Annotated in this window: 6 protein-coding genes; all 6 read left to right on the top strand. The window is 38.1% G+C overall.

From position 1 onward, the window contains the following. The first annotated feature begins 258 nt into the window (after window positions 1-258). Complete coding sequence (locus tag P8O16_RS00765) at window positions 259-747, top strand: ATP-binding protein (protein WP_300309856.1); 489 nt, start codon at window positions 259-261, stop codon at window positions 745-747. A gap of 67 nt (window positions 748-814) precedes the next feature. Then, window positions 815-1,063, top strand: coding sequence for an FUSC family protein (locus tag P8O16_RS00760; protein WP_300309854.1), 249 nt, complete (start codon window positions 815-817; stop codon window positions 1,061-1,063). Between the two features lie 630 nt (window positions 1,064-1,693). Beyond that, window positions 1,694-2,356: a hypothetical protein gene (locus tag P8O16_RS00755; RefSeq protein ID WP_300309852.1), complete on the top strand. Its 663-nt coding sequence runs from the start codon at window positions 1,694-1,696 to the stop codon at window positions 2,354-2,356. 215 nt (window positions 2,357-2,571) lie between these two features. Next, window positions 2,572-2,913, top strand: coding sequence for a hypothetical protein (locus tag P8O16_RS00750; RefSeq protein ID WP_300309850.1), 342 nt, complete (start codon window positions 2,572-2,574; stop codon window positions 2,911-2,913). A 146-nt stretch (window positions 2,914-3,059) separates the two neighbouring features. Then, window positions 3,060-4,949, top strand: coding sequence for a toll/interleukin-1 receptor domain-containing protein (locus tag P8O16_RS00745; protein ID WP_300309839.1), 1,890 nt, complete (start codon window positions 3,060-3,062; stop codon window positions 4,947-4,949). Window positions 4,950-5,330: 381 nt separating this feature from the next. Further along, window positions 5,331-5,927, top strand: a complete 597-nt coding sequence (locus P8O16_RS00740; RefSeq protein ID WP_300309837.1) for a hypothetical protein — start codon at window positions 5,331-5,333, stop codon at window positions 5,925-5,927. Window positions 5,928-6,000: the final 73 nt, after the last annotated feature.

The following is a 6,000-nucleotide window of genomic DNA, read 5'->3' as shown; positions in this document are numbered from 1 at the left end:
AAGCAGTCTGGAGGAGGTTCTCTTTTTTTTCATGATTGATATGAGGTTAAGAATGAATTAAAAAGTTACCTCTTTCTGGCTGCTACTCGGTAAAACTACCGCAGGTTTAGTGCAACAATGGGTATAAAACATAGGGCGGACAGTGGCTTCCACAAGTTTTCGGCACTTAAAAAGCTTTGTCTCAGTTGACAAGTAAACAGTTCCAAAATGCCCTATGTTTCATACCCGAGCCGTTAGCAAACATTTGAAAAACACTAAATGATTCACTTAATTATTGGAAATACTGGATCAGGAAAAACCACCTATTCAAATGAATTGAAAAGGCATTGCAATGGAATTATTTTCTCAATAGACAAATGGAATAATACCTTGTTTCTTGCTGACAAAAAATCGACTGATGGACTGGAATGGTTTCTTGAAAGAATAGAACGAGCTGAAGAAATGATTCTAGATTTGGTTAAACAGCTGGAAAGCTCGAAAACCGATTCCATTCTCGATTTAGGCCTTTCAAAATTTGAGCATCGTGAAAAATTCAGAAAATTCGCGGATTTGAATGGCTATCAATTAACTATGCATTTTTTAGATATCCCCAAAGACATTCGACTGAATAGAGTAATGAAAAGAAATTCAGAAAAGGGAGAAACTTTTGAGTTTGAAGTAAGTAAAGAAAACTTTGATTTTATGGAAACATGGTTTGAAACACCAACAGAGGAAGAAATGAATGGAGGAATAATCATTAAAGAATAGAAACCTAGTGTTAAAAAGGTATAATAGTAACTTATATTTATAAGAAACCATACTAAAATTAATCTCTATGAACCAAAACGAACTAGCGGAATTAACAGATCAAGAACTAATTACAGAAGCGAAAAAAATCAAACCATCTCCGATAATCGATGCCTTCTTTATTGGATTTTTGATTGGGATTATAATCTTTAGTGTTGCGGCGAATAGTTGGGGTTTCCTTACCCTAATTCCTTTATTTCTAATCTATGTGTTTTTAAAAAAGTCTAAAAAATATGACGCACTCAAAAAGGAATTGAGCAAACGCAATTTACAATAGAATTATAGCTAAGATTTTTATACACAGCAAAACATACTTTTTGAACGTAATGACTTTTTCATTACCGCTGCTAATGCCTGTGACAATAAAAAACTTGCACTAGATACTAACAGCAACCAACCGAGTAGAAGCACAGGCACACACAGCCCATTATCAAAGCTTTCTGGAGGTCCAAAATACGGCAGTTTACAAAGCATCGAATAGTCACTCTTTACACTGGCTAATCCTTATTCGTTAATTTTAACCCCGCTGGGAGTAGCTAATTTACCTGATTATAATCTACGACAATCGTTGCCGTGAACTGGACACTAAGGTGTAATTGTGTAATTACCTGCGAATTATTACGATTAGCCATCCTCAGGGGCTATTTCAAATCGGAACCTGAAGTAAAAGAGTTTTACAGGAACGGATTTGGGAAAATATTTTTTAATTCTAGATTAGTATATAGGAAAGTAAATGCGAAATTTTTGATAAAATATATCAGCAGTATTACTGATATCTATCAGGTATATGGGAGACATCCGCAGGTTTTAAAATCATTCAATTGACGTAATATTACAGATTCCTAAAACCAAATTTAATGAGATAAAAATGTTACTAAGCAAGAAGCATTTAACAAAGCAGTTCTTGATGGGCATAGCTACAGATAAAGAGACTATTAAGTTTTTAAACTTACTTTTGATCGCTGATTTAGCTTTTATTGGGATCCATTGCCTTTACTTACTAGGAATTGCACCGGGCCCACTGTACTCAATTGAGACAGACATGGGTTATGCAGAGATTTACCAATATATTAAGGAGAGTTGGATTGTTGCCTTATTTCTTATTTTGGCAATTGAAAGACGACGAATTATCTATTTGTCCTGGTCTCTATTATTCATGTACCTATTGTTCGATGACTCGTTGCAAATTCATGAAAGATTAGGTGAATACATAGCTCAATATTTTGAATTAAAGCCTATGTTCGGCCTGAGAGCAGAGGATTTTGGAGAACTTGGAGTGTCTATGCTATTTGGCTTTTTGTTATTTTCATTTATAGGAGCATCATACTTAGTTAGTGATAATTTAGAAAAACAGATATCAAAACGTCTTTTCATACTCGTAATCCTGTTGGCATGTTTTGGTATTTTAGTCGATATCCTGCACACGGCGATTCCTTGGGATCAAGCCTATGAGGCCTTCGGATTATTGGAAGATGGAGCAGAAATGATAATCGTAAGCTTTATTGTCTGGTTTACCTTTAACTTAGGAAAGAGTCAAGTAAATCCTTCGGAAATTCATGGAAATAATTGAGAACGCAAATACATTCAAAAAAACAGTCCTCGTTATTCTTTTGTCTTTATGACTGTGATTTCTAGACAAAATATATTTACTGATAAAGCAGATTGAAAAAATTATAATTGTTTTTCAAAAAAATAAGAACACATAAATAAATTGGCGGCCATGAGCCATCAGCCCATTGCATACACATCACCTTAGCAACACTATCTGAACGAAACCCAAAAGAAATGAAAAAGACATTAACTCTAATTTTTCAAGTTTTATTGGGAGTCGTATTACTAGGAAAAATATCCAATTGGTTTCTGGATTACAGCGAGGAAACGAATCAAATGCTAAGCACTGCAATGTTTACCCTAATCGGTATTGCCTATTTGGTTGGAGGTTTTGTTTGGGAGAAAAAACTAACTAACGTAATTTTTCTGATTTGTGGAATTTATCTGATTGCGATGAATTTCATCAGTGACTTCGAATTCAAATCAATAATCGCAATTGCCTGTATTTTGACTCCCATGCTGATTGCACGATTCTCGCCAAAAGAATCTGACGATGAAGAATTAGCGGAAAATTAAAAAATACAATTGCCAACACCCAGTGAAAAACTGCTGGTGTTAAACTTAGTCAAAGTTCCTTGCAATTCCTGCCCGAATTAGTTTAATTCATTTTTCAAAATCAATATCATCTTTTTCAAAATTAATTTTTTAACTCCCACTCATCTATGAAATACAATGCTTTTCTTTCTTACAGTCACGGACAGGATACCGAACTAGGCACAAGCCTTGAAAAGGGACTTGAGAAATTTGCCAAACCAACTTTTAAGCGTCGGGCCTTAGAAATTTTTAGAGACGGAAGTGACCTTTCTATTGCAGCTGACCTAGGAGATAAGATTAGAAATGGCCTGGAGAACTCTGAATATTTTATTTGCTTGGCAAGTAAGAAGTATGCCCAATCCAAATGGTGTCAACGGGAAGTAGACTATTGGCTGGAGAACAAATCCATAGAGAAATTTTTGATCGTATTGACCGATGGAGAGATTCTATGGGATGAAGCCAAAAATGATTTTGACTGGAGGGTGACTACCGCCATTCCAAAAAACCTTTCCGGAGCATTTAAGGGAGAACCGTTTTTTGTGGATTTTCGAAATTTGAGTTCTGAAGAAAAATTAAACCTGGACAATCCGGAATTCGAAAATCGCTTGGTGGTTTTGGCTGCCACCCTCCACGGCAAATCCATCGGGGATATGATCGGTGAAGCCGCCAAACAGCATAAGCGAACCATGCGGATCCGAAATGCGACGATTGGTATCCTTAGCGTGCTCCTTGTGGTGGCGATTGTGGCCTCGATTTATGCAGTCAATCAAAGAGACAGCGCCTTGCTCTCCACTTATATTTCAAACTCTCAAGGTCAATTAGCGAAAGATCCTACGAAATCGCTTCGTTTGGCAGAACATGCTTATCGTTTTGCGAAAGAGAAAGACTTTTCAAATGAGGAAGCTACCCAGCAGTTGATCAGGGTTTTCTACAGCGGTTATGGATTTTATCAGGAATCTTCACCGGATTTCCCTGACTTTCGCGAGGGAAACGAAGAGTCTTTTCCCACTGGGGGAACCCCCTTTTTTCAAGATATGGTGGCAGTTTCTGAGGAGATTTTTAATACGATTCCCAGGGATTCGTATTTGATGAACATTTCAGATTTATACGTAGACGAACCCAACCAAAGAGCAATTTTTGTGGTGTCCAGTGTGGCTTTAGGCTATTCAAAAATCTATTATATCTCGCCGGGATATGATGGATATTATCAAACAGAAGAATCCAGTATTTTCTTGACCGGCTTTAGTGATTACACAGGTTACATCCAAGATATTGAGATCTCTCTTGATGGGAAGTACACGCTTTTGGGCAGCGCGAATGGAAAAACAGGCCTGATCGACAATGAGGCTTACCGCTCAGGCGGAAATCGAAATGTCTTTAAAGATCTGGCCATACTGAAGTCTGGTGACGAATTTCCGGTGAGCTACCTTTCATTTTTGGATGACAATCAACTGATCGGAATTGCCAGCTATGAAAGTGAATATATCAATGGCGATCGGAAAGACAAGGCCCGGACGGTGTACTATTATAAAACCATGCAACTCCCTTATCTGGAAATCCCAAGTTCTGAAATGGAAAATGAAACTAGTACTTCGGATGGACTTTATGAGTTATTACCCTTGGAAGAAGGAGAAGATTCGGACGCTTTTTATAGATCCAAGAAGCTGATTAGTATAAAAGACGGAGAAATCCTTGCTGAATTCCCGGATTCCAAGGGATTTGATCTTGAGGCTATTTCAAGTCCTGACGGAATGTACTTGGCTAGCTACAAAGGCCTTTTCAATGCTCAAAATGAATTGATTATCACCTTCAACTTAGACCGAATCGACAATCCTGGAATTACGCTGGCTTTTTCTGAGGATAGTAGATTTCTAAAAATCAGTTATTCGAGTGGGGCGCATCGCATTTTTCCTTTAGACCCTGAATTCATTCTAAACCGAATCAATGATCTCGACTTCATGGGGAAAATCGCCCAATTAAGTGGAGCGGATAAAGAACGGTTTCTAATTGAGGATTAACCTTAGTGCGGCTAAAATCTCCTTATCCAAGATCTGTTAAAGTAGTCAAGGAGTTTCATTTCTAACTTTTAATCGTCGATCTCTCCAGATCCCTTATTCTTTTTCTTCTGTACTTTTGGCTTAGCCCAAAAGAAGGGCTGAGCGTGAAGTAAATGCCCATTGGGCATTTATAGCGAAGAGCCAGGTATGCGGGTGGTGCCAAGACATGGAAATGCTTCTCCCCACATGCCACCGCCGGCCCACTTCGATGTCCACCCCCGCGCCCTAATTATTCTAAATTTCAGAAACCTTCGGTTGATACATTCTATGATTGAATTTCCGCTCCCATCGAGGTTATTTTCTCATCCTGCCTTTCTTCGAAAATAAAAGCTATCATTACTTATGAAAAACATAATCTTAACCTTCTTTCTAGTCATTATTGGTCAATTTGTCTATTCACAAAGCGCTCAAAATCAAATTCCTTATGCTCAAATCCTTGAAAAAACAGGGGATTATACCAGTGGAAATATACTTAGCCGAATGATTGACGGGTTAGGATTTAGGTATTATTGGGCGACGGAGGGTTTGACTCAAGCGGACCTTGACTATATCCCAACCTCCGAATCCAGAAATACGATGGAAACCATCGAGCATCTTTTTGGACTTTCTGAGACGCTGTTAAACGGGGCGCGAAGTATGCCAAATATCCAGCCTGCGGACTTTTCAGGAATGAATTTCCAAGAATTTCGGGAGAAAACCTTGCTCAACATTCAGGAATCCAGCAACCTTCTAGCTGCTATGGACGAGGCTGAAATTGCTGATTTAAAAATCATTTTTCAGCGGGGAGCAACGCGAACAGAATATCCTTTTTGGAATATGATCAATGGCCCGATCACAGACATGATCCATCACAGCGGTCAAGTGGTCCTACTACGCCGAATGTCCGGAAATCCCATCGACCCGAAAGTAAATGTGTTTTTGGAGATTCGGGGGAATTAATTGAAATCATATTTCAACTTATATGTACATCCACTTTCACATCAGCAAGGATATTATTTAAAAAGAAAATAGG

The sequence above is a fragment of the Algoriphagus sp. genome (assembly GCF_029254265.1).
In the GTDB taxonomy this organism is placed as follows: Bacteria; Bacteroidota; Bacteroidia; order Cytophagales; family Cyclobacteriaceae; genus Algoriphagus.
This window is presented reverse-complemented; position numbering and strand designations above follow the sequence as displayed.

What these genes read in the sequence shown, in the direction of transcription:
- P8O16_RS00755 (WP_300309852.1), top strand. Translation starts at nt 1,694, where the DNA reads ATGGGCATAGCTACAGATAAAGAGACTATTAAGTTTTTAAACTTACTT.
- P8O16_RS00750 (WP_300309850.1), top strand. Translation starts at nt 2,572, where the DNA reads ATGAAAAAGACATTAACTCTAATTTTTCAAGTTTTATTGGGAGTCGTA.
- P8O16_RS00740 (WP_300309837.1), top strand. Translation starts at nt 5,331, where the DNA reads ATGAAAAACATAATCTTAACCTTCTTTCTAGTCATTATTGGTCAATTT.
- P8O16_RS00745 (WP_300309839.1), top strand. Translation starts at nt 3,060, where the DNA reads ATGAAATACAATGCTTTTCTTTCTTACAGTCACGGACAGGATACCGAA.
- P8O16_RS00760 (WP_300309854.1), top strand. Translation starts at nt 815, where the DNA reads ATGAACCAAAACGAACTAGCGGAATTAACAGATCAAGAACTAATTACA.
- P8O16_RS00765 (WP_300309856.1), top strand. Translation starts at nt 259, where the DNA reads ATGATTCACTTAATTATTGGAAATACTGGATCAGGAAAAACCACCTAT.